At 39.4% G+C, this 22,950-nt stretch carries 22 protein-coding genes; 14 read left to right on the forward strand and 8 right to left on the reverse strand.

Annotation, left to right across the window (positions count from 1 at the left end; translation table 11 throughout):
- Nucleotides 1–265 precede the first annotated feature (265 nt).
- Nucleotides 266–511, forward strand: coding sequence for a DUF6364 family protein (locus U1E44_RS15920; RefSeq protein WP_322932106.1), 246 nt, complete (start codon nucleotides 266–268; stop codon nucleotides 509–511).
- A complete protein-coding gene (locus tag U1E44_RS15925) occupies nucleotides 508–921 on the forward strand; it encodes a type II toxin-antitoxin system VapC family toxin (RefSeq protein ID WP_322932107.1) in 414 nt (137 codons plus the stop codon). Before U1E44_RS15920 ends, U1E44_RS15925 begins: the two co-directional genes overlap by 4 nt.
- Before the next feature lie 232 nt (nucleotides 922–1,153).
- On the opposite strand, the gene U1E44_RS15930 is transcribed toward U1E44_RS15925, so the two are convergent.
- Nucleotides 1,154–1,597, reverse strand: coding sequence for a nucleoside deaminase (locus U1E44_RS15930; RefSeq protein ID WP_322932108.1), 444 nt, complete (start codon nucleotides 1,595–1,597; stop codon nucleotides 1,154–1,156).
- Between the two features lie 32 nt (nucleotides 1,598–1,629).
- Here U1E44_RS15930 and U1E44_RS15935 point away from each other — a divergent pair, with 32 nt between their 5' ends.
- Nucleotides 1,630–3,438 carry a 1-deoxy-D-xylulose-5-phosphate synthase gene (locus U1E44_RS15935; protein ID WP_322932109.1) on the forward strand — a complete coding sequence of 603 codons (1,809 nt, stop codon included), beginning with the start codon at nucleotides 1,630–1,632 and terminating at the stop codon, nucleotides 3,436–3,438.
- 12 nt (nucleotides 3,439–3,450) lie between these two features.
- Complete coding sequence (locus tag U1E44_RS15940; RefSeq protein ID WP_322932110.1) at nucleotides 3,451–4,548, forward strand: DUF3078 domain-containing protein; 1,098 nt, start codon at nucleotides 3,451–3,453, stop codon at nucleotides 4,546–4,548.
- Nucleotides 4,549–4,568: 20 nt separating this feature from the next.
- On the opposite strand, the gene dgt is transcribed toward U1E44_RS15940, so the two are convergent.
- Nucleotides 4,569–5,912, reverse strand: a complete 1,344-nt coding sequence (gene dgt / locus U1E44_RS15945) for a dGTP triphosphohydrolase (protein ID WP_322932111.1) — start codon at nucleotides 5,910–5,912, stop codon at nucleotides 4,569–4,571.
- Nucleotides 5,913–6,092: 180 nt separating this feature from the next.
- Between dgt and U1E44_RS15950 the strand changes: the two genes are divergently transcribed.
- The 4 genes from U1E44_RS15950 to U1E44_RS15965 all read left to right on the forward strand — a co-directional run bounded on the left by U1E44_RS15950 (nucleotide 6,093) and on the right by U1E44_RS15965 (nucleotide 11,226).
- Complete coding sequence (locus tag U1E44_RS15950) at nucleotides 6,093–6,488, forward strand: carboxypeptidase-like regulatory domain-containing protein (protein WP_322932112.1); 396 nt, start codon at nucleotides 6,093–6,095, stop codon at nucleotides 6,486–6,488.
- 174 nt (nucleotides 6,489–6,662) lie between these two features.
- Complete coding sequence (locus tag U1E44_RS15955) at nucleotides 6,663–7,901, forward strand: porin (RefSeq protein WP_322932113.1); 1,239 nt, start codon at nucleotides 6,663–6,665, stop codon at nucleotides 7,899–7,901.
- Nucleotides 7,902–8,220: 319 nt separating this feature from the next.
- Nucleotides 8,221–10,488, forward strand: a complete 2,268-nt coding sequence (locus U1E44_RS15960; RefSeq protein ID WP_322932114.1) for an inorganic phosphate transporter — start codon at nucleotides 8,221–8,223, stop codon at nucleotides 10,486–10,488.
- A 12-nt stretch (nucleotides 10,489–10,500) separates the two neighbouring features.
- Nucleotides 10,501–11,226 carry a DUF6503 family protein gene (locus tag U1E44_RS15965; RefSeq protein ID WP_322932115.1) on the forward strand — a complete coding sequence of 242 codons (726 nt, stop codon included), beginning with the start codon at nucleotides 10,501–10,503 and terminating at the stop codon, nucleotides 11,224–11,226.
- A gap of 15 nt (nucleotides 11,227–11,241) precedes the next feature.
- Here U1E44_RS15965 and nadD read toward each other — a convergent pair whose 3' ends face one another.
- From nadD to U1E44_RS15995, 6 genes are all read right to left on the reverse strand, one after another.
- Nucleotides 11,242–11,826 (reverse strand): nicotinate (nicotinamide) nucleotide adenylyltransferase, encoded by a 585-nt coding sequence (gene nadD, locus U1E44_RS15970; protein ID WP_322932116.1) that lies wholly within the window; start codon nucleotides 11,824–11,826, stop codon nucleotides 11,242–11,244.
- Between the two features lie 68 nt (nucleotides 11,827–11,894).
- Entirely contained in the window at nucleotides 11,895–12,473 is a 579-nt protein-coding gene (gmk, locus tag U1E44_RS15975) for a guanylate kinase (RefSeq protein WP_322932117.1), read from the reverse strand.
- Nucleotides 12,473–13,330: a YicC/YloC family endoribonuclease gene (locus U1E44_RS15980; RefSeq protein ID WP_322932118.1), complete on the reverse strand. Its 858-nt coding sequence runs from the start codon at nucleotides 13,328–13,330 to the stop codon at nucleotides 12,473–12,475. Before U1E44_RS15980 ends, gmk begins: the two co-directional genes overlap by 1 nt.
- Nucleotides 13,331–13,852: 522 nt before the next feature.
- Nucleotides 13,853–14,677, reverse strand: a complete 825-nt coding sequence (locus U1E44_RS15985; RefSeq protein ID WP_322932119.1) for a 3-keto-disaccharide hydrolase — start codon at nucleotides 14,675–14,677, stop codon at nucleotides 13,853–13,855.
- 29 nt (nucleotides 14,678–14,706) lie between these two features.
- Complete coding sequence (locus U1E44_RS15990) at nucleotides 14,707–15,462, reverse strand: 3-keto-disaccharide hydrolase (protein ID WP_322932120.1); 756 nt, start codon at nucleotides 15,460–15,462, stop codon at nucleotides 14,707–14,709.
- A gap of 103 nt (nucleotides 15,463–15,565) precedes the next feature.
- Entirely contained in the window at nucleotides 15,566–16,618 is a 1,053-nt protein-coding gene (locus tag U1E44_RS15995) for a sugar phosphate isomerase/epimerase family protein (protein ID WP_322932121.1), read from the reverse strand.
- Between the two features lie 397 nt (nucleotides 16,619–17,015).
- Between U1E44_RS15995 and U1E44_RS16000 the strand changes: the two genes are divergently transcribed.
- From U1E44_RS16000 to U1E44_RS16025, 6 genes are all read left to right on the forward strand, one after another.
- Nucleotides 17,016–18,719, forward strand: coding sequence for a GMC family oxidoreductase (locus U1E44_RS16000; RefSeq protein WP_322932122.1), 1,704 nt, complete (start codon nucleotides 17,016–17,018; stop codon nucleotides 18,717–18,719).
- A gap of 18 nt (nucleotides 18,720–18,737) precedes the next feature.
- On the forward strand, nucleotides 18,738–19,199 hold the full coding sequence (locus U1E44_RS16005; protein ID WP_322932123.1) for an ASCH domain-containing protein: 462 nt from the start codon (nucleotides 18,738–18,740) through the stop codon (nucleotides 19,197–19,199).
- Between the two features lie 468 nt (nucleotides 19,200–19,667).
- Complete coding sequence (locus tag U1E44_RS16010; RefSeq protein ID WP_322932124.1) at nucleotides 19,668–20,204, forward strand: DUF2975 domain-containing protein; 537 nt, start codon at nucleotides 19,668–19,670, stop codon at nucleotides 20,202–20,204.
- Between the two features lie 3 nt (nucleotides 20,205–20,207).
- A complete protein-coding gene (locus U1E44_RS16015) occupies nucleotides 20,208–20,423 on the forward strand; it encodes a helix-turn-helix domain-containing protein (RefSeq protein WP_322932125.1) in 216 nt (71 codons plus the stop codon).
- 6 nt (nucleotides 20,424–20,429) lie between these two features.
- Nucleotides 20,430–21,743, forward strand: a complete 1,314-nt coding sequence (locus U1E44_RS16020) for an alpha/beta hydrolase-fold protein (protein WP_322932126.1) — start codon at nucleotides 20,430–20,432, stop codon at nucleotides 21,741–21,743.
- 380 nt (nucleotides 21,744–22,123) lie between these two features.
- Complete coding sequence (locus U1E44_RS16025; RefSeq protein ID WP_322932127.1) at nucleotides 22,124–22,756, forward strand: hypothetical protein; 633 nt, start codon at nucleotides 22,124–22,126, stop codon at nucleotides 22,754–22,756.
- The last annotated feature ends 194 nt before the right edge of the window (nucleotides 22,757–22,950 follow it).

Raw genomic sequence — 22,950 nt, forward strand, 5'->3', positions numbered from 1 at the left:
ATTTCTTGTATTTCATCTTTCAAATGTATTAGTTTGAAATTTAAAATATCACTCCGAACTTATTGGGGGCTAAAGTACATAATCCATTGCTTGTTTGTGGTTAATTTAAAAATTCCTACTTTTAACAATCTATGATTCCTACTCGGCAAATCCTATGGATTTTACTCGCAACGTAATCATAGCCAACACGTTAGCTACAAAAAAAATCCGGAAGAGAATTAAAATTACGTAATAAATTCTTAAATTTATACGTAAAACAAATTTTATGGACAAGAAACTCACATTAAGTTTAGATAAAAGTATAATCGAAAATGCAAAAAATTATGCTAAATCGAATAATATCAGTTTGTCTAAACTTATCGAATCGTATTTGACAACCCTCGCTAAACGAAAAAGAAATTCGGCGGAAATAACACCTCTTGTTGAAAGTTTGAGTGGAGTGATTTCGCTTGATAAAGATTTTGATGTAAAAGATGCGTATGCTGATTTCTTAATTGAGAAATATAAATGAGTAGACTATTGATTGACACAACTATCGTTATAGATTTACTTTCAAAGAGAGATAGATTCTATGATGAGGCTGCTGATTTATTTTCTCGTGCGGACAAAAAAGAATTAGAACTTACAATTTCCTCTTTGACATTTGCCAACACAAATTATATTCTTACAAAATTTAAATCTTCAAAAAATGCGAGAGAAATCTTAAGAAAGTTTAAAGTGCTTGTTGAATTATTGAGTTTAGATGACAAAATAACAGAGTTAGCATTAAGTGATGACAATTTTCCAGATTTTGAGGATGCACTTCAATATTATTCTGCAATCGAAAATCAAATTGATATAATCATAACACGGAATAAAAAAGATTTTAAAAACTCAATAATTCCTATTATGACTGCGAAAGAATTTTTGGCTCGGAAATAATGCCAGTGGCTAACAACTAAGCGTTCGTGTTGCTTGCAAAGCAAAGCATGAACGCGGTGTTGATTAAACCTTTGGGGCGGTAATTTTTACTATGGGGAAAGCCTTTGATCGGATTCCCTTTTCTTAGCTTCAATCTATTTTTAGACTGTATGCTTCTTACCCCATAGAAGTTAACATACAGTTTTTTTAGTTGTTGAACTTATTTTCCATCAACTTGTAGAACCAAATAGATTTAGTTTAGGTTTCTTTTTTGTATAAAAAAGCGTTGTAACAAATGCGACGCTTCAGGTGCCAGAAGGCCACCAACAACCTTTGTTTTAGGATGTAGCTTTGTGCCTAAGGCTACAAAGCCTCTTTCCGGGTCGGAAGCGCCATAAACCACTTTAGATATCTGACTCCAATACAAGGCTCCTGCACACATCTGGCACGGTTCCAAAGTAACATATAAGGTACAGTTTTTAAGGTATTTTCCGCCTAAAAAATGAGCGGCAGCCGTAATCGCTTGCATTTCTGCATGGGCTGTAACATCATTTAAAAGCTCCGTTAAGTTATGTGCCCTTGCAATAATGTTCCCTTGTATTACAATTAGGGCACCTACGGGTACTTCGCCTTTATCTAGTGCAATTTCGGCTTGCTGCAGTGCCTTTTGCATAAAATAGCGATCATCCAATTCCATAGCCTCAAAAGTACAACTTAGGAGGGTATTAAATGGGCTCTAAAAACGATTTTAGCGTACATTTGTCGCCAATAATGCCTTATCTAGATCAAATAGAAGAACCGGAAGACCTTCGTAAGTTGCGTCCAGACCAACTGTTGCCGCTTGCGCATGAGCTACGAACATTTATCATTTCGGCAGTGGCTGCCAAAGAAGGTCATTTGGGCGCCAGCTTGGGGGTGGTAGAACTTACCATTGCACTACACTATGTTTTTGATACCCCAAGAGACAAACTCGTCTGGGATGTGGGACACCAAGCCTACGGACACAAGATATTGACAGGGCGAAGAAAGGATTTTGAAAGCAATCGACAATTAGGAGGTATCAGTGGTTTTCCGAAACGTTCAGAAAGTGTATACGACGCCTTTGGGACCGGACATAGTTCTACTTCCATTTCCGCAGTTTTAGGGATGGCCATTGCCGCCAAACTACGTGGCGATGAAGAAAGGCAGCACATTGCTGTCATTGGCGATGCATCCATAGCCAGTGGTATGGCTTTTGAAGGATTAAACCACGCTGGGGTAGCCCAAGCCAATATCCTGATCATTTTAAATGACAATGCCATTGGTATAGATCCTAGTGTAGGAGCCTTAAAAGAATATCTTACACAAGTAAAATTGAACAAAAAACGAGCACAAAACCACATTATAAAGGCATTAAATTTTGATTATACAGGCCCCATAGATGGTCATGATTTGCCCTTATTATTGCGAGAATTACAGCAGATAAAAAAAAAGAAGGGGCCTAAATTCCTGCATATTATTACTAAGAAAGGGAAAGGTTTAAAAAAGGCAGAAGAGGATCAAGTTACCTATCATGCTCCGGGAAAATTCAATTCGACCACAGGAGAACTACAAAGGGGACATGAAACAAACCTACCGCCAAAGTACCAAGATGTATTTGGTATTACCTTGCTGGATTTAGCCCGAAAAAACAAACATATTGTGGGGATTACACCGGCCATGCCCACAGGCAGTTCCCTTAAGCTAATGATGGATGAAATGCCAGAACGAGCATTCGATGTAGGTATTGCCGAACAGCATGCGGTAACGCTGGCCGCCGGTATGGCAACGGAAGGCTTAGTCCCTTTTTGCACTATCTATTCCACGTTTTTGCAGCGCGCTTATGACCAAATTATCCATGATGTGGCCTTGCAGAATCTACCCGTTATTTTTTGCATAGACCGGGCAGGACTGGTGGGTGAGGATGGAGCTACGCACCACGGCGTATACGATATTGCGTATTTGCGTTGTATCCCCAACCTTATTATTTTTGTTCCCATGAACGAACTGGAACTCCGCAATATAATGTACACTGCGCAGTTAGGACTGCCGCATCCGATCGCCATTCGCTATCCTAGAGGGCGAGGCACTGTTAAGAACTGGAACGTACCCTTTTCTAAACTAAGGATCGGGGAATGCCAAGTATTAAAAGAGGGCAGGCGTATTGCCATTCTTTCTGTTGGCCCCATAGGAACCTTGGTAACACAACTTATAAAAGAGATGGGATCGCCGGAGGCCATAGGCCACTACAATATGCGCTTTGTAAAACCCTTGGATAAAGCCCAACTTGAACGGGTTTTTAAGTTCTATACCCACATCGTAACGGTAGAGGACGGCTGTAAAATTGGAGGTTTTGGAAGTGCAGTGCTAGAATTCGCTAATGAATTGAATATTTCTAAAAACATAAAGATCTTTGGAATCGATGACGTTTTTTTGGAACACGGTACCATAAACGAACTTCATAAAATAGCACAAATGGATATCTTTGCCATAAAAGCATACCTCAACCAAATTCTTTAACCCGTCTTTCACATGCGTAAAATTAGTGTACTTATTTTTATTTTAGGACTATTTCCTTGGAGTGTTCTAGGGCAAGACAGTATTCCTTTAACTCAAGAAATTGACACCACTGTGGTAGACACTGTGGTGATACGCGCTACACAAGAAAAAATTAAAAACGTTACCCGAGGCATTAATTTGGTTAACCCTTTTATTTCTTTTAAAAAAACAAAACCCTTAAACAAGCGCATCAAAAGGTTCAGAGTGCCTTCCTTTTGGGAAAAGGTAAATCAAATAGGGGTAAATATGAGCGAGGTGGCCTTTGTGAATTGGAATGCGGGGGGCGACAATTCCATCACGGCTTTGGGAAATATGAAATTTTCCCGGAATTACAAATTTCGGTACATCCAATGGGATAATTTAATGGATTTACGCTACGGATGGAACGCGCAAGAAGGGCGTGTTTGGCGCAAAACGGACGATGCTATTCGGCTAAGTTCCACTTTTGCGTACCGCAGAGACACAATCAGTAATTGGTACTATTCCGTGAAGGCAAATTTTAATACACAATTTTCTAACGGTTTTAGATACCCCGATAGAGAAACACCTATTTCACGGTTTATGGCACCCGGTTATTTTTTCTTAGGTGCTGGTGCTTCGTTTATTCCGGAAGGCAAAAAATTCAATCTTTATATTTCCCCTATCACCCATAAATCTACTTATGTTTTAGATCAGGATTTGGCCAATAGAGGGGCTTTCGGAGTAGAAAGGGCACTGGTAGATGCCGAGGGAAATATCTTAAGAGAGGGTAAACGGGTATTTATGGAGTTTGGTTTTTTGGTAAGCAATGATTGGGAAACCGAAATTTATAAGAATATGGTTCTTAAAAACAGGGTAAATCTCTACACCGATTATTTACAAAGTTTTGGCAATGTGGATGTAGATTGGGAACTGAACTTAAATTTAACGGTAAACGACTTTGTGAATGCCGTTATAGGAACGCATCTGATTTACGACGACGACGTGCTGTTTAATCGCGAAGTAGCTCCGGATGGCACGGTTATTAATCCCGGCAAAACTAGAATTCAATTTAAACAATTATTGGGGGTAGGTTTGGCCTATAGCTTTTGATTCGGTATTTGGATGTAACGCTAGATTTCCATTCCATTAATTTTTTTATGCAGTAAGATGGCGGCACTATCAGACAAGCTCGCCACATAACAACAAAGGTGTAACAACAAGGTGTACAGGGGCAGTTGAACATTTCTATATGCCGAGGGCAAGGATAATAGTACAAGCATGTCATAATTAGAAGGGCAGCCGTCTCTTTGGTTTACCATGGCACGCACATAGAAATCCAGAATATCCAATATTATCTTGAAACCTGCAATCTCTTTTTCGATAACTTCTTTAGATTGATAAATATTTGAAACACTCAACTGGATAATGTCATCAATTTGAGCCTTGTATTTGCTTTTGTCCAGAATGGAAACATCAAATGTGCCGGAAAGAATGGCTTCCTCATTGGCCATAAAAACGGATACTGCATCATTAATCAAGGTGTTGATTGCCAAAGCCCGCAAATAACTTAATCGATCTTCTTTAAAGGGCAAACTACTATATTTTTTGGTGTTGATGTTGTCTTTTACGAGATTGATGAGATATTCTAACGCATAATCTTCCGAAATAAGCCCCAGATTTATTCCATCTTCAAAATCAATGATGCTATAGCAAATATCATCTGCGGCTTCAACCAAATAGGTTAATGGATGTCTTGAATAGCGCATTTCATTTCCCAAACTCAACCTTTTCAGTCCTAATTCGGTGGCCACTTCCTCAAAAAAAAGCCGCTCTGTTTGAAATACACCAAATTTTTTATCCGCAATATGAGCGGTAGGTCTTTTGGGTAAAGATTCCTTAGGATATTTCATAAAGGCACCTAAAGTGGCATAACTTAACCGAAGTCCGCCAAAAACCCCTTCTCTAGACTCAGATAACAATTTCAATCCATTGGCATTTCCTTCAAAATCGATAAGATCTTGATACTCTTTTTTTGTTAATTGTGATTGAAATCTTGCGCCATAACCGGTCTTAAAATACGTTCCAATAGCCTTTTCACCACTATGTCCAAAGGGCGGATTTCCGATATCGTGGGCTAATGCCGCCGCTGCCACAATTGCCCCAAAATCATTAAAATGATAGCCGTATACTTCCTTTAGATGGGGATGTTTTTCTAAAATCTGCCTCCCGGCAAGACGGCCTAAACTTCGGCCTACAACAGAAACTTCCAAACTGTGCGTTAGGCGGGTATGTACAAAATCGGTCTTAGACAGCGGAATTACCTGTGTTTTATCTTGTAAACTCCGAAAAGAGGAAGAAAAAATAATACGGTCATAATCTACCTCAAACCCCAATCGGGTTTCGTCTTGTTCTTTACGCAATCTTTTGTGCGTATCCCCTTGTCGTTTCAAAGAAAGAAGTTGTTCCCAATGCATAATTAACGGGCTAATAAATTCAGTGCAAGATACATGTTACGGACTGGAATTTTAAAAAAAATTCTAAAGCACTTCGGCTACATAACCTTTTGTTAACTTTTAGGATATTGTTTTTTAACCTTATGGGAACATTCAATTGAAATGAAGGTTATTTCTTTGTGCGTTAGTTGATAATTAGAAATGAAACAATTTTTACTTCTTACGGTCTTTTTAGTTTCCATGGTGCTATCCGCTCAAAATACCGGAACGGTTACGGGCGAAATTATGGATTCCGAAATGTATAACGAACCTCTTATGTTTGCACATGTATCCCTGAAAGGGACTAAAACGCAAACCCGAACCAACCTTTGGGGAAGATTTGAACTTACCGATATTGCACCGGGAGATTATATGCTGAACGTGTCTTTTGCAGGGTATGAATCTGTAGAATTGCCGTTTACCATTACATCAGACGGCAGTACTCATGTATCAGGAAAATTAAAGGCTAAAAGTGTCTCAGAAAATGATGCGGCCCAGTTCTATCCTACCGAGAATGCACAGGTGTCTGCGCCTCTAATGCGAAGCCTTAACAATTAATTAGTTGTCTTCTTTATTGGCTGGTCGTCTCAGTGTTACAGCGCATGAACTCAAAACCGAAACTGTTGTTGTGATAGCTTAATTTTTGTACTTACCTTTGCACGCATAAATTTCGTGCACTACCTAAAGATCGTATCCGCTTTGGGGCTTGTGTGCGGAGCGTTAAAACAACCTATGCCTGCCAAATTTTACCGTTTAGTTGCTGTTCTCTTTTTTCTTGGAGTTAGTGGAATGGCTCAGGATAAAAAGGATACGATAGCCATCGTACTTTCAGACAATGACATAAAACTTTCGGCACTCCCTTATTATAACTACGGTAGAGGGGTGGGACTTACGGCACCGGACAGTTTGTTTCAGTTTAACATACGCTTTAGAATGCAAAATAGAGCGAGTGTTGAATTTGATGAAGGCGAAGAAACCGGCATTTCTGCCCAAATAAGAAGGTTGCGTTTGCGGTTTGATGGTTTTGTAGGCGACCCAAAGTTTGTATATGCCATACAGCTGTCCTTTGCGCCAGGGGATGTGGGCGTAATACAGGAAGGTCAAAATGTGAACATTATTAGAGATGCAGTAGTTTTCTATCGTCCTAATGCCCATTGGAATATTGGTTTTGGGCAAACTAAATTACCCGGTAACCGTCAGCGTGTAAATTCTTCCGGAGCCTTACAATTAACAGACAGAACCATCAATAATGCCAATTTTAATATCGATCGCGATTTTGGCCTTCAAACCTATTATATCCATTCTAAACCAAATAGCTTTGGCTATGAGTTAAAAACGGCCATTAGTACAGGAGAGGGTCGCAATTGGACGAAAACATCAGACAATAAACTGGCCTATACGGGCCGATTAGAAGTATTCCCTTTTGGAAGTTTTACTAAAGGTGGTGCTTATTTTGAAGGGGATCTCATGCGTGAAACTACCCCAAAATTGATGTTGTCGGGCACCTATCATTTTAATCACGGCGCCTTGCGGACTCAAGGGCAGCAAGGCAGTGAACTCTTTGAAGCTAGAGATCTTACAGCTGTTTTTTTAGATGCTATACTAAAATATAATGGATGGTCTTTTCAAACCGCTTATATGTCGAGAAATACCCCTGATGCCATTACAATTAACCCTTTAAATACTTCGGAAAGACGCCTCGTGTTGGCCGGTTATGGTTTTGATGGGCAATTAAGTTACCTTCTTCCAAAGGATATCGAACTTATAGGACGCTATTCTAAAAGTTATCCCAAAAGTCAAATAAGGGAGTTTCTTCCGGAAACGGAGCAATACACCTTAGGGGTAACAAAGTATATTTGGGAGCACGCCTTTAAAATACAGGCCGAGGTTACCAATACCCGACAAGATTTTTTCCTGGGTGATGCAAAGCGCAATTGGTATGTGCGGTTTCAGGTAGAAATAGGAATTTAGGGCGGTAGGTGAGTACTACCAATAGCAACTAATACGCGTTTGGTGTACCAAGAACCTTTCCCAAACTGCACTACAGAAAGGATCAATTCATAAGACATCGCAACAGCGAATGCTTCAAAACAAATTAGAACCCATAAATTGACACATTTATGCCTGAATATTCAATATTTGGGCTATCTTCCCCTGCGGAATGTTATAGGGTACACCTATAAAAGATATGCCAATACGTTTATAAATAGGACATAAATATAACCTTTAGATAACATAGAACTGTGTACAAGCATCGATATTTGCAGACTGTATTTTTTTGAACGGAATTATGGATAATATATACTTTATGATGATTATTGCCCTAGCTATTTTGGCTGTGGGTGATCTTGTTGTAGGTGTCAGTAATGATGCGGTAAATTTTTTAAATTCGGCCATAGGATCCAAGGCCATCCCTTTTAAAACGATCTTAATTGTGGCTAGTACCGGTATTGCCGTAGGCGCCATTTTTTCGGGAGGGATGATGGAAGTAGCTCGAAACGGTATTTTTAATCCCGGGGAATTTGTCTTTAGTGAGATCATGATCATATTTATGGCCGTGATGATCACCGATATCCTATTACTCGATTTTTTTAATAGCTTGGGGATGCCTACATCTACCACCGTATCCATTGTTTTTGAATTGCTCGGTGCTGCAGTTGCCGTTGCTTTGATAAAAATAGGAGCCGATTCGGGCGATTTTTCACTTTTGGGGCAGTACATTAACACGTCTAAAGCTTCAGAAATTGTTTCGAGCATTTTTCTTTCTGTTTTGCTGGCGTTTAGTGTGGGTGCCGTAGTACAATATGTGTCGCGCCTATTGCTCACGTTTAATTATCAAACCAAAGCCAAATGGATAGGAGCCGTATTTGGTGCCTTAGCACTTACCTCTATTACTTTTTTTGTGTTGATTAAAGGGTTAAAGGGATCGGCCGTGCTTAGTGATACCGTGTCCGCTTTTATCAATACTCAAGGAGCACTCATCAATATAGGTAGTTTTGTGTTTTGGTTTTTGGTATGTTACATTTTGGCAGGTATAAAATACAACATCTATAAATTAGTCATTATTGCCGGTACCTTTTCACTGGCGTTGGCCTTTGCAGGGAACGATCTTGTAAATTTTATTGGCGTTCCAATTGCGGCTTGGCAATCGTATGAGGCATGGCAAGCCTCAGGAATAGATCCTGCTGTATTTAGCATGGAGGTCTTATCTTCTAAAGTACCTACACCTACCTTGTTGCTGTTTATTGCAGGAATTGTAATGGTGCTTACGCTTTGGTTTTCTAAGAAGGCCAGGCACGTTACCCAAACCGAAATTAATCTTTCTCGGGAAGGCGAAGCCAAAGAAAAGTTTCAACCCAACTTTTTATCACGAAGCATTGTTCGTGGTGCCGTCGGACTATCGGCCTCTATTAATAGCTTATTGCCTGCCGCTGCTGTTACGTATATGGATAGCCGTTTTAAGAAGCACGTTATTGCGTTACCTAAGGAAAAAACGTTCGAATTACCCGCTTTTGATATGGTTAGAGCGGCTGTGAATCTTATGGTAGCAGGTATTTTGATATCCATTGCGACCTCCTTTAAACTGCCGCTGTCTACCACCTACGTAACGTTTATGGTGGCTATGGGTTCTTCTTTGGCCGACCGTGCGTGGGGTGCAGAAAGTGCGGTATATAGAGTTGCAGGTGTATTAAACGTTATCGGGGGTTGGTTTATCACAGCGCTTATAGCCTTTGTGGCCGCTTCCGTTATTGCCTATCTTATAAACCTAGGAGGCCCTGCGGCTATCGCAATTTTACTGTTTTTGGCCGTCCTTATTTTGGTAAGAAATTATATCAGTCACAATAAAAAATCTAAAGAAATTAGGGCAGAAGATAGTTTGCGTAGGGCAGAAAGCAGTTCAATTCAGGGAGTCATTGCAGAAAGTGCCAAGAACATTTCTAATGTGGTAAAACGCAGTAACAAACTGTATCTAAATACCGTAGAGGGCTTGGCCAAACAAGACCTAAACCTTTTGCTTAAAAACAAAAAGGGCGTTGTAAAGTTGTCATCAGAAATTGATGACTTGCGCGATCACATTTTCTATTTTATCAAAAATTTGGACGATACCAGCGTGGCAGCAAGTAACTTTTATATCAATACCTTGGGGTATCTACAAGATATGGCGCAGTCGTTAGAGTATTTAACGAAAATTAGCCATAAGCATATTCACAATAATCATAAAAAATTAAAATACAATCAAATTAAGGAGCTCAAAGAATTGGAGCAAAAAATTGTAGTGTTGTTCGCCAAAACCAAACAAGCTTTTGATACCCATTCATTTGAGGAAATTGGTCTTATATTGGCGAACAAACAAGAGTTATTCGATTTAGTTTCTCAAAAAATTGAAAAACAGATTGCCCGAACCCGAACAGAGGAATCTAGTCCGAAAAACACCACCTTGTATTTTACGTTTTTGACCGAGACCAAAGATTTGATTTCGGCGGTAATAAACTTGTTAGACTTGTATTATTCGGAGCATGATAGTTCTGTACAGCCTGCTAAAATTGATACAAAATAAGGCTGCTCCCGTATGATACGTATTGCTTTTATCCTTTTTTTGATATTTTCTTTAAGAGGCACCGAGGGTATCGGTCAGGAGATTTCGGCCTCAGAATTACTCGATAAGGCCATTGGCTATCACGACCCCTATCAGGAATGGAAGGACTTTAGAGGTACCTTATCAGTAATCTTAAAAACACCTCAGGCCGAAGATCGAATAAGTGATATTACCTTAGATTTTCCCAAGGCCTATTTTAAACTTACTGTACAAAAAGAAGGCAATAGTGTAGCGTACACCATAGCCGAAAACGAGTGTACATTGGCATTAAATGGAAGCACTGCCATTTCAAATGAAGATCGGGAGGCCTTTAATTTAAGTTGCGATCGTGCGCACATGATGAAGGATTACTATACCTACTTATACGGATTGCCCATGAAATTAAGAGATCCCGGCACACGGTTAGATCCCTTGGTGCAAAAAAAGAAGTTTCTAGGAAAGACTTATTTTGTATTAAAAGTTACGTATGATGCTTCAGTGGGTAGTGATACTTGGTATTTTTATATTAACCCAACTACGTATGCGCTAGAAGGGTATCAGTTTTTTAAAGACGAAGCCAAAAATGATGGGGAATATATCGTATTGTCCGGGGAGGAACAAATTAAAGGCATGCGCATCCCCAAAAACAGAGCCTGGTACTATAATAAGGACGATGGGTATTTGGGTACCGATGTTCTAACGAAAATCACTACAGAATAACGCATAGGGGTTGGCTCATCTGTAAAAATTCATTTCATCCATATAGGTCCATACGGCGTCGGGTAACATGGGCCTAATATTTTTTCCGGACGCATGCATGGTGCGGATAAACGTGGCCGAAAGTTCCATTATTGGGGCATTTACCACATGAACCTTTGGGTGATTTTTAAATGGATGAGCGGTTGTTGTTCCCACTCTGGGATACACAAAAATATCGTGATTTTCTAAGATGACTTCGTAATTTTTCCATCGGTGAAACCCAACTAAATTATCGGATCCCATGATTAATGCAAATTGATATTCGCTGCCGTATTTTTCGGTTAAATGCGCAAGGGTATGCACAGTATAATTGGGTTGCGGTAGGCCGAATTCGATTTTACTGGGTTTTAATTTGGGGTAGTCCTTCGTGGCTTCATATACCATTTGGTATCGGTGATGATCATCGAGAAGCGTTGCTTTTTTTTTAAAGGGACTTTGGGGCGTAATTACAAACCACACCTCATCTAGTTCCGAAAATTCGGCCATATAGTTGGCAATTACCAAATGCCCGATATGGATGGGGTTAAAGGTACCAAAGTATAGTCCAATAGTTTTGCTCATAATTCTTTAGTATTCCGCAATTAGCATTGTACTCCAAATGGAAGTCAATTGGACCGCAACACGCAGGATTATTTTTTGAGTCCGATAAAATCGGCCACCAAATTATAGGCTTCTTTTAGGGCTACATCGAGGTCGTAATTCTTAATGATTTGATCAAATTGCGGTGCGGTTGCCATTTCTACAGAAGCTTTAGCAATACGCATATTTATCTTTTCATCGCTTTCCGTACTTCGTTTTTTTAATCGAATCTTCAATTCATCAACGCTTGGTGGTTTCACAAAAACGGCCAAGGTTTTATCCGGAAATTTCTTTTTAATACGGAGCCCCCCAACCACATCAATATCAAAAATAACATTCTTACCTTCGGCCCATAGCCGCTGTACTTCACTTTTTAAGGTGCCATAAAAATTATCTCTGTACACCTCTTCCCATTCCAAAAAATCGTCGGCTTTAATGTGTTTTTTAAACTCCGAAATAGTCATAAAATAGTAATGTTCGCCGTGTTTTTCCTTGCCGCGCCGCGGACGCGAGGTGGCCGAGATAGAAAAGGCCAAATTAAGCTCGGGATGCGCCAGCAAGTGTTTTACGATGGTGGTTTTGCCACTTCCTGAGGGTGCCGAAAAAATAATGAGTTTCCCGCCTTCCATTAGAGTACATTTAACATTTGCTCTTTAATTTTTTCCAGCTCGTCTTTCATTTGCACGACCAATTGTTGCATAGGCGCAAAATTGGCTTTGGATCCAATAGTATTTATTTCCCTGCCAATTTCCTGACATATAAATCCGAGTTTGCGCCCATTAGAGTCATCAGATTGCAAGGTGGTTCTAAAATACGCTAAATGATTGGCCAAACGCAGCTTTTCTTCCGTAATATCAAATTTTTCAAGATAAAAAATAAGTTCTTGCTCAAACCTATTGGCATCTACCGTGGTTTTAAGATCGGCCACAGCTTTCTCTAGGCGTTGTCTAATGGTTAAAAGCCTTTCCGGATCCATTTGCCCCACTTGGTCTAGCAGTGCTAATAGTACCAATATGCGTTGGTTAAAATCATTTTCGAGCACTTTACCCTCTAGGGTTCTAAACTCATTTATGGCAAGCAACGCACTATGAAGTCCATCTAAAATAGCATTGTATTCTTCAGCATCTATATCTTCCCTGTCGGTTTTTAGCACATCTGGAAGGCGTAGGGCCATTTCTAATAAACGAAATTCATCTCCATCGGCAATGGCGCGCAGCTGATGCATATAGTGCTTTACTACAGCGGCATTTATTTCTGCGTTGGTTTCGTTGCCGGTAATTTCAATATATAACCCAAAATCTATTTTACCTCTATCTAGTGAATGGGCAATTATTTTTCGCAAGGCCAGCTCCTTTTCTTTATAGGCGGCTGGAATGCGGGCGTTTAAATCGAGTCCTTTGCTGTTTAATGATTTTAGCTCTATGGTAATTTTTTTTGTTGGAAGCTGCACAACATGCTTCCCAAATCCGGTCATGGATTGAATCATAATGGTTTTTTTACTTTAGGCAAAGGTAGTTAAAATTTAAGATTGCTTATTTCAGATTTTCTTGGTGCCAGAGTGGTTTTAAGCCTAAGAATGCAGCCGGTTATTGGTTGTGGATATGGTCAGAAATCATTGCACATGATTGCGTTTCCAATGGATACATTCATTTTGTTTACGAGCGTTCAAAAATTTCCTCCGGAGGTTTTAAGACCATTGAAACGATTCGTATTTCATTTTTTGTTTGCGTAGTCCGCAGTTTTAACTGTGGGCTGTATCCGATTTTCAATGGCGTTGGAGGCTTAACGCATCATTCCATTTTTTAGAGTTGCAAACAACCGTGTAGACCAAATAACCAACCGTATCTGTTCTGATTATTGCACACAAAATTGGCTTTTGCGCTGTTTGGCAAAACGTACGTGCACCGCAAGCCCATCCGTGCAGTCATTTAAGCACTATAGAAAACGGTAGAAAAGCAAGTTAAACGAAAAGGTCGACTTGTCTAAAAACCCCTAACCTACAAGAATTTTATAACTCCCGTACCCAAATATTCCGATAGCTTACCCGACTGTTATCGCCGTGATCCTGAAGTTTAAGCGGTCCTTTTCCGTGGGCCGGATTTTTTGGCCATCCTATATACGGGGTGGTTCCCTTTAATTCCACATGATCTTGCACCAAAACCCCGTTGTGAATTACGGTAACCGTACCGGATTTTATTTTCTGCCCCGCGGCATTAAATTCCGGCGAATGGTAAATGATATCGTATGTATTCCATTCTCCGGAAGGTACCGATGCCATAGCCAAAGGCGTATGCTGCTTATAAATTGACGCCACCTGACCATTGGTATAGGTTTTGTTATCGTTGTTGTCTAATACTTGTACCTCGTAGATTCCATTGAGAAAAATACCGCTATTACCTCGGTTTTGGCCTTCTCGTTGCACCTCTGCCGGCGAACGCCATTCAATGTGCAACTGAATGTCACCAAAGTTTTGCTTGGTCTGTATATCGCCTGTTTTGTCGGCCACAGTCATGCTTCCTTCCTTATTTAAATGCCAAGCCACTGCCGTACTGTCTTTGGAGCTTATCCAATTATCAAAACTAGTACCATCAAATAACACTATGGCATCGCTTGGTGGTGCACCATTTGCTCCCGGAACAACAGTTGGGGGCACAGGTTCATAAAACTCGGTTTCCTCGGGCGTGGTGGGTTCTACTCCGGTATATTCAGGGTGTACAATTACCGGATCCGCTATTTCTGTAGATGTAGCCACATTCACTTCCGTCGTTTTTTCTTGACATGCGATTACAGTAAGTGCCAAAATGGGCAATAGATAGGTGTTTTTAAACTTCATTATATTGGTATTTAGTGGTTTATAGTGTTCTAAAGGGGGCGTATTTTAATATTTCGGAACGAAACTTTATCCCCGTGATCTTGCAACCCTATTTTCCCGGTAGCGTATATTCCAAAGGCTTCCCAATCTGCAAATTTAGATTTGGACACCATAGCGGCCCAAGGCGCGCCATTCACTGGAAAAGTTACCACTTCCGTTCCATTAAGAACCACGCTGCCCTGATTACTATCGTGGTTGATGGTGATTTGCATGGTGTTCCATTCCCCCGCCGGACGAGCCACATTTTCTGAGGGTGCCACCATATCGTATAGGGCACCAGCCTGATGCGTTGTTCCTGCTTTGGCATCGGGGTGTCTTTCATTGTCTAAGATCTGAATTTCCGGCCCCGTTTGGTAAGGTTGCCCAAATTTAGGATCCTCTTTAACACCCCAAAATACGCCACTATTACCGCCTTCCGCAATGTTCGACTCCAAATGAAGTACAAAATTGGTGTAGTCCTTTTTGGTGACCAAATTATAACTTTCCCCATTTTTTCGCTCTTTTGGCGGATAAAGCACCAACACGTCTCCTTCAATTTTCCAATGCGCCGATACATCTTCGGTAAGGTATCCTTTCCAGTGATCTAAGGAGGTGCCGTCAAATAATATTTCCCAGGTATCGGCTTCTGATGTAGTTTTTTCGCTTTGCGCTATCTCTTCAGCAATGATAACATCCTTCTGCGTTGTTGTCTTTTCTTTGCATCCTAAGAAGGCCAAAAAAATTAAAATAAATACGGTATTCTTCATAATCTTTATAGTTGTAGTGTTTACAGAAATTGGCTTTTGGCGCCATACTCAATTACATGGCGTGTTTTAAATAAGCGGTAAACTCATTTTCATTCAATCAAAATTAAAGACCCAATATTTTTTTCAAAACCTCTTGGTCTATTTCGGCACCTGCAAAATCATCAAAGGTTTTTTCAGTGGCTTCTATAATGTGATTTTGAATAAAAACCGCACCTTCTCTTGCGCCTTGTTCCGGACTTTTTATGCAGCATTCCCATTCCATTACTGCCCATACATCGCAGCCGTATTGTGTAAGCTTGGAAAAAATAGTTTTAAAATCGATCTGACCATCCCCTAAAGAACGGTACCGCCCCGCACGATTCCCCCAATCATTGTAGCCCCCAAAAGCACCTTTTTTTCCGGTGGGATTAAACTCGGAGTCCTTCACATGAAACGATTTGATGAATTCATGGTAATGATCTATATAGGCAAGATAATCTAACTGTTGCAGCACAAAATGGCTGGGATCGTATAAAATATTTACTCGTTTGTGGTTTCCTGTGGCTTCTAAAAATCGCTCAAAGGTGTCACCGTCATGAAGATCCTCTCCGGGGTGAATTTCATAACATACATCTACGCCCTCTTTATCAAAATGGTTTAGGATGGGCAACCAGCGCTTTGCCAATTCCGAAAAGCCCATTTCTACTAAACCGGCAGGACGCTGCGGCCATGGGTGCATGGTATGCCACAGTAGTGAACCGGAAAAAGTGGCGTGCGCCTTTAGTCCTAAATGCTTGCTTGCCGTAGCCGCGTTTTTCACGGTTTTTACGGCCCATTCTGTTCTTGCTTTAGGATTGTTTTTTACGCTATCCGGAGCAAAATTATCAAACATCAGGTCATATGCCGGGTGTACGGCTACCAATTGCCCTTGCAGGTGGGTAGAAAGCTCGGTAATTTCTAAGCCATAGCTATTAATTTTCCCTTTAAGATCGTCACAATAGGTTTTACTTTCTGCCGCTTTATCCAAATCGATAAGAAAATCTACCCATGTCGGGATTTGGATTCCTTTATATCCCAAATCGGATGCCCACTTACACAAGCCGTCTAAGGAATTAAACGGAGCTTTACCATCTACAAATTGCGCCAAAAACACGGCTGGTCCTTTAATTGTTTTCATTGATATACCTATTTTAAAAAATACTGATTATTAGTTGTTTTTAAACCATCCCGATGCGTTTGGCTTCGGGTCAGGAATGAGTCACTCTATGTACGCGCATCTACCCCCACCAATCGGGCAGGTTAGGAACGCGCACTACTTGTTTTTCGTTGTTTTATCAACGTCATTAGTTTTCAAAAACACGGTTAGGTTGATGTAATTTGTCGTCTAATACACGAATCGTGTGAAAAATAGTTTTGCTGCAATCTCAACCCCTTTTCTTCGTTATGTTTTTACCCCTGTTTTAAAATGTTAAGAATTAAAAGCTATATTTAAAGTTTCAACCCTGCGTATCACTTGGTAAATAACCGAAGTCATAAATATAGGAATAAGAATAGAATAAATACAAAAATTACGAATGATTACACAAAAAGAATTCGATGCCATTGTGGTTGGCACCGGAATCAGCGGAGGTTGGGCAGCCAAGGAATTGTGTGAAAGGGGATTGAAAACCTTAGTCCTAGAGCGCGGCAGAATGGTATATCATATAGAAGATTATACAACTATGCATGACGACCCTTGGGATTATCCCAATGGGGGCGAATTAACTGCCCAAGACCAAGAAAACTACCATGTTCAAAGAAGATTGAACTGGGCTCCGAAAGCGGATAATAAACATTTTTATGTCAATGATTTAGAACATCCCTACCAACAAACCAAACCCTTTGATTGGATACGGGGGTATCAAGTGGGTGGTCGTTCTTTAATATGGGGTCGCCAAAGTTATCGCCTAAGTGATATCGATTTTGAAGCTAATAAAAAAGAAGGTATCGGCATTGATTGGCCGGTTCGGTATACCGATATTGCCCCTTGGTATGATAAAGTAGAACGTTACATTGGGGTTAGCGGCCAAAACCTTGGATTAAAACAATTGCCGGACGGTATTTTTCAGCCGGCCATGGCACTAAATTGTGTAGAGGAAGATTTTAGAAAATCGGTGTCCGAGCAATTTGATGATGGCCGATTGGTAACCATTGGTCGCACTGCGCACATTACGGATGAACATTCCGATTTTTTAGGAAGAGGGTATTGCCAAAACAGAGACCGGTGTTCTCGAGGATGTCCTTTTGGTGCTTATTTCAGCAGTAATTCATCTACACTCCCTGCGGCAGAACGTACCGGTAAAATGACCCTTAGACCAAACTCCACAGTTTACGAAGTCATTTATGATGACTCTTTAAAAAAAGCAACAGGGGTTAGGGTCATCGATACAGAAACGCATGAAAAGTTAGAATTTAAGGCCAAGGTGATTTTTCTTTGTGCCTCGGCAATGGCTTCTGTGGGTATCCTACTTCAGTCCAAATCGCAACGCTTTCCCAACGGTTTGGGTAATGATTCGGATGCATTGGGCAGGGGTCTTATGGACCATCATTATAAATTGGGGGCAAGTGCCAAGGTAGAAGGTTATTTGGATACCTATTACAAGGGTAGGCGACCCAACAATTTTTATATTCCTCGTTTTGTTAATTTAGACGAAAAGACGGAGCGCAAGGAATATCGCCGTGGATTCGGTTATCAAGGCACGGCAAGCAGGGCCGATTGGTCTGATGCCATTGCCGAATTGGGATACGGTAAAGCACTAAAAGAGAAGATCTTGCAACCGGGGCATTGGAGTATTGGCGTTACCGGTTTCGGAGAATTTTTACCTTATGACGATAACCGGGTTACCCTAAGTACTACTAAAAAAGATCAATGGGGCCTACCCTTATTGGATTTTGACGTGCGCCTAAAGGAAAATGAATATCGAATGCGAGAAGATATAATTAAGGAAATTGTGCATATGTTCACGGCAGCCGGATACAAAGAGGTGCAACCGTATGAAGAATCGTATGCGCCCGGTTTGGGGATCCATGAAATGGGTGGAGCCCGCATGGGGCAAGACCCAAAAAATTCCGTTTTAAACGGTCATAACCAAATCCATGCAGTTCCCAATGTCTATGTTACCGATGGTTCGTTTATGACCTCGTCCGGATGTGTAAACCCTTCGCTGACGTATATGGCATTTACCGCTCGTGCTGCTGCACATGCGACCAAACAATTTAAAGCAGGTAAATTTTCGTAAACAACTTAGTAACATTAAATGGAAAATAACCATTCAGCCAAAAACATGTGGGGCGATTATTTAGATGCCCATTTGGAACACGCCTTTGCCGAAGCTCCAAAAATTGTAAAACTTGGAGATTCTGAAATACAAGCCAATACAGCCGTTTCGCTGGTGGTAAAAGGGATTAAAAAAGCATCCTCCAGCTCCTTGTTAGGGTTGCAATACCGAAAGCAGTCTCTTCCGAAAATTGGAGATTTTGTGGTTTTTACCAATTGGGATGATCAGGCGCAATGTATTGCACGCATTACCACGGTAAAATTAAAACCTTTTTTTAGTATTGATGCCGACTTTGCCCGATTGGAAGGTGAAGGCGACAAATCCTTGGCGTATTGGAAACAATTGTATTGGGACATATTTACCCGAGAATTAGAACCTTTTGGACGTGTACCCAGAGAGAGCATGATCGTGGTTTGCCAAACCTTTGAAAAGGTATTTTAACGGTTTAGTAGGGAAAATAATTAGGCTTAATTTTGAAGATTTGGCACGAGAAAAACCAATTAACCACTAAAATTATACTCCTGTTTTTTCAATTTATTCTGCCATGGAACGAATGAATCAAGCTTCAAACAAGACTCAAGAATACTATGATTACATCTTTTTTCTTATCTCTACTAATAATTAAAATTCATTAGTTTAGCGGCAAAAATAAAGTAGAAATATAAACACCAGTGTTCATAGCGATACGTTAGCGGGCATTGTGAGAAAGACAGCTACTACAAAAAACACCTATCCAAAACGAAATATTTTTTCGGACTTCTATACACGACCTAAACATCAATAAATCAATTTGTTATGACACATTATTGATGTAGAGCGGTAAATATTTTTTGTTTTTAGGTCTTTATTTATTGTTTATCAATAAATATGCTTTATCTTTGCGACATCAATTTTAACTCATTAAAAGATATGTCAAAAAGAAACAACCTCGTATTTAAAGGCTTACATATTGTGGCTTGGGTCATTTTTGTAGGTTTATGCATTGAAGCCGGTAGCTTGATTCTAAATTTCATTTTCAGTCTGTTCAAACCTGAATTTGTCCAAAATCTTTATCAATCATTGGACTTGACCGAAATGTTTAAAGACAACAAATGGGCTTTTTTCGGTATATACAGCTTTATTCTATCCATTTCAATTTTAAAAGCATTCCTATTCTACATAGTTATCAGGCTAATGCACAAAATGGATTTGACAAAGCCTTTCAACACTTTTGTATCAGACCAATTATTGCAAATTAGCTACTATACTCTCGCAATTGGACTGTTTAGTTTCATTGCCAGACAGATAGCTAAAAATTTAATGCATCACGGCTTTGTCACCGACAGTTTAAACCAATTTTGGGCGGACAGTCAAGCCTTCATTTTAATGGGTGCGGTGGTTTATATCATTGCGATTATTTTCAAAAAGGGTGTTGATATCCAGAACGAAAACGACTTAACAGTATAAGCTATGCCAATCATTGTAAACCTTGATGTTATGATGGCAAAGCGAAAAATGTCGCTTAACGAGCTATCAGATAAAGTAGGATTAACCCTTTCCAATCTTTCCATTTTAAAAACAGGAAAGGCAAAAGCCATACGCTTTAGCACGTTAGAAGCCATTTGTAAAGTTTTAGACTGCCAGCCTGCTGACATTCTTGAATATGTTGAAGAATCCGAAAATTAAAAAATTATGAAAACAATATTTATAACACTCATTTTATTACTGTTCTCGTTTTGTTTAAAAGCACAAAATGACGAAAATATAACCATAGGTAAAAAAGAAGTTATTACTTCAAAAATTTTAAATGAAAACAGGACACTTTGGATTTATACGCCAAACTCTACCACTATTAATCCAAACCCTGAAAAAAGATACCCTGTTTTGTATTTATTAGATGGTAGTGCACATTTCTATTCTACTGTTGGAATTATTCAGCAACATAGTCAAGCCAACGGAAATGGCACGTTGCCTGAAATGATTGTGGTTGCCATTGAAAACACAAATAGAGCAAGAGATTTTGTTCCCTCTAATGATTTGAACAACCCAAATCCATTTATTGAGTTCCTTTCATCCGAATTAATCCCACATATAGACAAGAATTATAGAACTGCACCATATAAAATGTTAGTTGGTCATTCTTTAGGGGGACTTACAGTTATTGACATTCTAACGAATTTTCCTGAACTATTTAATGCTTATATCGCTATTGAACCAAGTATGTGGTACGACAATGAAAAGAATTTAACCAATACTATTTCTACACTTCCAAAACAAAATATGAATGGCAAACGACTTTTCATAGGCACAGCTAACACCCTACCCAAAGGAATGGAATTTTCACAATTCAAAAATGATAAATCTTTTGAAACCCAACATATTCGTTCAATTTTTAAGTTGGATGAGTTTTTGAAAGCTAACACTAATGGATTAATTTATGGCTCAAAGTATTATGAAAACGAAACTCATAATACTGTACCCTTGATAAGTGAATATGATGGTTTGCGTTTCATTTTTGACTTTTACCTTTTTGATGCAACAGAAAAAGACTTTACGGACTCAACTGCTTCAATCGCTTCAAAATTAAAAACCCATTATGCGAACGTAACCGAAAAAATGGGCTATATGAATGCAGCACCCGAAGCATTCATCAACTATTTTGCTTATGAAGCATTGAGCAAACAATATTTCACTAAAGCAAAAGCATTATTTGAACTAAACATTGAATGGTATCCTGAAAGCAGTAATGTTTATGATTCGTATGCGGATTATTATTTAGCCAAAAAAGACACCGCAAACGCAATCACATATTATCAAAAATCATTGCAACTCAAAGACAATGCAGAAACTCAAAGAAAGTTAGACTTTTTAACTACCAAAAAAACAACAAACTCTGCAATTGTCGATTTACAAAAATACGCAGGTGTTTATGTTTTAGAAACTTATAACATTTCGATAATAATAGAAATCCGAGACAACAAACTTTTTGCAATAGTCCCAGGATAAGAAGATGATGAGTTTGAATTTCAATCTGAACATATTTTTACTGTAAAGGGAAAACAAGGTTATAAAGTCACTTTTGAAATGGACGGAGATAAACCCAAAGGATTTACTTCCGTACAACCAAATGGAACATTTAAAGCGACATTTAAAAACAGATAAGTGGATAATAAACAAGAAATCCAATTTTACAGAGAATAACCTAACTGACTGAAAAACGATAGTCAAAATGGAAATAATGATAGCAACCACACTGAAATGTAAACTTATCTGATGAAAAATAAATATGAGAACAAATGCCCGAACCGATATCAGCAGCTAGCGGGCATTGCAAATGACGGTTTCAAACACAATTAAAAAAAGTACTAATTAAATTCCGAAAGTAAATGCAAAAGTATTCGGTTCTAATATGCATAATCATTTCTGTGCTTTTTCTTGTAATTGCCACCTTACTTTATCCTGGGGGTTCAATCCTTGACGAAAATTCTGTAGGCTTTGATTGGTCAAAGAATTTTTTTAGCAACTTATTTTTAGCGAAGGCACTAAATGGTACTGAAAACCCATCAAGGATTTGGGCACTTATCGGTATGGTCTTCAATTCAATTGGATATGGACTTTTCTTTATTCATACCTCTCGCAAAATACCTCACAAGCACACAGAATTGGTTTTAATATCAATTGGCGTTGTTAATATGATTTTCACCTTTCTAATTGCGACACCCTTACATGACATTATGGTAACGGTTTCAAGTACTCTGACCATGATTGGTTTGTTTTACATTACCATCTTTATTTTAAAGGCAAAGAATCATTGGTTGACGTTGTTTTGTATTGCGAGCCTTCTAATATTTTATTCCACTTTGTACTTGTATGGAGCAGGGAACTGGGGATTGCTGGCTGTAATGCAAAAAATCACGTTTCTTTGCTTTATGCTGTTGGTTTTGACTATTGAATATTTTACGAAGGCAGAAGATTTTCAGCAAAACAAAACTGACCGAGTGAAAACAACGACCCGCTAACATCACCTATACGCAAGCAGGGGTTTCGTGCTTCGTTGGACAGGAAAGTGCTATATTTGAAGTTCAGTTCTTCGTAGGAAGTTCAGTGGTAAAAATCCCTGCCTGCGTATAGCTGAGAACCGTTACCTGCAAGCTGAAAAAAATCCGAACTAAGCAAGAAACTAAACGGAATTGAAGAATCGGAATGAAAATAT

The organism is Aurantibrevibacter litoralis (assembly GCF_034651555.1).
GTDB lineage: Bacteria > Bacteroidota > Bacteroidia > Flavobacteriales > Flavobacteriaceae > Aurantibrevibacter > Aurantibrevibacter litoralis.

Bases quoted from the DNA above. Each gene is read 5' to 3' on its own strand.
- U1E44_RS15920 (WP_322932106.1), top strand. From the start codon at position 266: ATGGACAAGAAACTCACATTAAGTTTAGATAAAAGTATAATCGAAAAT.
- U1E44_RS15925 (WP_322932107.1), top strand. From the start codon at position 508: ATGAGTAGACTATTGATTGACACAACTATCGTTATAGATTTACTTTCA.
- U1E44_RS15930 (WP_322932108.1), bottom strand. From the start codon at position 1,597: ATGGAATTGGATGATCGCTATTTTATGCAAAAGGCACTGCAGCAAGCC.
- U1E44_RS15935 (WP_322932109.1), top strand. From the start codon at position 1,630: ATGGGCTCTAAAAACGATTTTAGCGTACATTTGTCGCCAATAATGCCT.
- U1E44_RS15940 (WP_322932110.1), top strand. From the start codon at position 3,451: ATGCGTAAAATTAGTGTACTTATTTTTATTTTAGGACTATTTCCTTGG.
- dgt (WP_322932111.1), bottom strand. From the start codon at position 5,912: ATGCATTGGGAACAACTTCTTTCTTTGAAACGACAAGGGGATACGCAC.
- U1E44_RS15950 (WP_322932112.1), top strand. From the start codon at position 6,093: ATGAAACAATTTTTACTTCTTACGGTCTTTTTAGTTTCCATGGTGCTA.
- U1E44_RS15955 (WP_322932113.1), top strand. From the start codon at position 6,663: ATGCCTGCCAAATTTTACCGTTTAGTTGCTGTTCTCTTTTTTCTTGGA.
- U1E44_RS15960 (WP_322932114.1), top strand. From the start codon at position 8,221: ATGGATAATATATACTTTATGATGATTATTGCCCTAGCTATTTTGGCT.
- U1E44_RS15965 (WP_322932115.1), top strand. From the start codon at position 10,501: ATGATACGTATTGCTTTTATCCTTTTTTTGATATTTTCTTTAAGAGGC.
- nadD (WP_322932116.1), bottom strand. From the start codon at position 11,826: ATGAGCAAAACTATTGGACTATACTTTGGTACCTTTAACCCCATCCAT.
- gmk (WP_322932117.1), bottom strand. From the start codon at position 12,473: ATGGAAGGCGGGAAACTCATTATTTTTTCGGCACCCTCAGGAAGTGGC.
- U1E44_RS15980 (WP_322932118.1), bottom strand. From the start codon at position 13,330: ATGATTCAATCCATGACCGGATTTGGGAAGCATGTTGTGCAGCTTCCA.
- U1E44_RS15985 (WP_322932119.1), bottom strand. From the start codon at position 14,677: ATGAAGTTTAAAAACACCTATCTATTGCCCATTTTGGCACTTACTGTA.
- U1E44_RS15990 (WP_322932120.1), bottom strand. From the start codon at position 15,462: ATGAAGAATACCGTATTTATTTTAATTTTTTTGGCCTTCTTAGGATGC.
- U1E44_RS15995 (WP_322932121.1), bottom strand. From the start codon at position 16,618: ATGAAAACAATTAAAGGACCAGCCGTGTTTTTGGCGCAATTTGTAGAT.
- U1E44_RS16000 (WP_322932122.1), top strand. From the start codon at position 17,016: ATGATTACACAAAAAGAATTCGATGCCATTGTGGTTGGCACCGGAATC.
- U1E44_RS16005 (WP_322932123.1), top strand. From the start codon at position 18,738: ATGGAAAATAACCATTCAGCCAAAAACATGTGGGGCGATTATTTAGAT.
- U1E44_RS16010 (WP_322932124.1), top strand. From the start codon at position 19,668: ATGTCAAAAAGAAACAACCTCGTATTTAAAGGCTTACATATTGTGGCT.
- U1E44_RS16015 (WP_322932125.1), top strand. From the start codon at position 20,208: ATGCCAATCATTGTAAACCTTGATGTTATGATGGCAAAGCGAAAAATG.
- U1E44_RS16020 (WP_322932126.1), top strand. From the start codon at position 20,430: ATGAAAACAATATTTATAACACTCATTTTATTACTGTTCTCGTTTTGT.
- U1E44_RS16025 (WP_322932127.1), top strand. From the start codon at position 22,124: ATGCAAAAGTATTCGGTTCTAATATGCATAATCATTTCTGTGCTTTTT.